The organism is Streptomyces gelaticus, from assembly GCF_014649535.1.
Taxonomy (GTDB): Bacteria; Actinomycetota; Actinomycetes; order Streptomycetales; family Streptomycetaceae; genus Streptomyces; species Streptomyces gelaticus.
The window spans coordinates 1-1,447 of record NZ_BMTF01000079.1 but is presented as its reverse complement, the minus strand read 5'-3'; the positions used below and the strand labels follow the sequence as shown (position 1 = coordinate 1,447).

The following is a 1,447-nucleotide window of genomic DNA, read 5'->3' as shown; positions in this document are numbered from 1 at the left end:
TTCAGTGATCTTCTAGTAGTACTTCGTTAGGTTGGCTGGCTTGGGTGGTGTTCTGGCGGGGCTGGAGTGGGTATGTCGCGGTGGCAGGTGGGGCATGTGCCGGTCCATGCGCGTATGTGGTCCTGGAGCGTGTCGAGGACCTGGTAGAAGGTCAGGCCGGCGCTTGGGCTTTTGGGTCGAGGCGTCGGAGGGTGAGGAAGGCGTGAGCTGCGGTGACCAGGGCGGCGTGGTGGTGCCAGCCACGCCAGGTACGGCCTTCGAAGTGGTCCAGGCCCAGGCCGTGTTTCATCTCGCGGTAGTCGTGCTCGATCCGCCAGCGCATCTTTGCCAGCCGGACCAGGTATCGCAGCGGGGTGTCGGCGGGCAGGCTGGTCAGCCAGTACTCAGTGGGCGTCTTCTGGCCGGTGGGCCATTCGCTGAGCAGGGCCAGGGCCGGCAGAACCCCGCCCCAGGCGGAAGAGCCTCCCGCCTGGGCCATCGCATGAGTGCGGGCTGCGACACCGGCCGGACGCACATTCTGCACCCGGAATCTCGAGCGCATCGGACCTTGGGAACCTTTGCGCCAGGTCGCCTGCCGATAGGCCTTGCGACCGGATTCGGCAGCCAGGCCTTTCAGCGAGAGCGCCTTGGTGCGGTAGCGGGCGGCGGGCTTGCGTCCGTTCCCGCTCCAGGCGGGCGCGGTGGGCACAGCGTCGTACGGGTGGGCGGATTCATCCGCCCGCACCGCGACGACGAAGTCCAGGCCACGGTCGGTCAGAGCCTGCCGGAATGCGTTGTTCTGTCCGTACCCGGCATCCGCGACAATCACCTGCGGCGCAAGGCCCCAGGAGACCGCCTCGTCGATCAGGTCCAGGGCCAGCCGCCACTTCTCCCGGTGCCCCACTTCCTCAGGGATGCCGGCCCTGGACCGACGCGCGGTGTCGTCCTGCCACTGCTGCGGCACGAAAAGCCGCCACGAGATCGGCACGGAGGCGGTGTCGGACGCGGCATGCAGACTCACCGCAACCTGGCAGTTGGACTGCTTGCCCAGCGCCCCGCACCACTGCCGGGCCACCCCCACCGACATCTTCCCGTCCTTGGGGAACGACACGTCGTCGATCACCCACACCTCAGGATCGACTACCGGGACCGTCTTGACGGCCACCGCCCGCAACACCGCGGCGTGGTCCCACGGCGACTGGTTCACGAACTGCTGCAAGGCTTGCATGTCACCGTCCGGCAACCGCGCGGCCATCGGCTGGATCGACTTCCTCCGGCCGTCCAGCATCAACCCACGCAGATAGCAGTCACCCTTCGCCCGCTGATCCCGACGCGGCACGGACGCGAACACCTCAGCCACGAACGCGGCCAGCTCGCCCCGGAGTTGCTCGATCTCCCCCAAGTCCACACGAGCAGCATGTCTGACCCAAAATCCAAGATCAAATCAACCTAACGAAGTACTACTAGG

At 66.8% G+C, this 1,447-nt stretch carries 1 protein-coding gene; it reads right to left on the bottom strand.

Translation table 11 applies throughout. The features are described from left to right. Positions 1-151: 151 nt before the first annotated feature. The gene (locus tag IE107_RS34405; RefSeq protein WP_189548265.1) at positions 152-1,387 is read right to left on the bottom strand and encodes an IS701 family transposase; all 1,236 of its coding nucleotides are present in this window, start codon (positions 1,385-1,387) and stop codon (positions 152-154) included. Positions 1,388-1,447 lie beyond the last annotated feature (60 nt).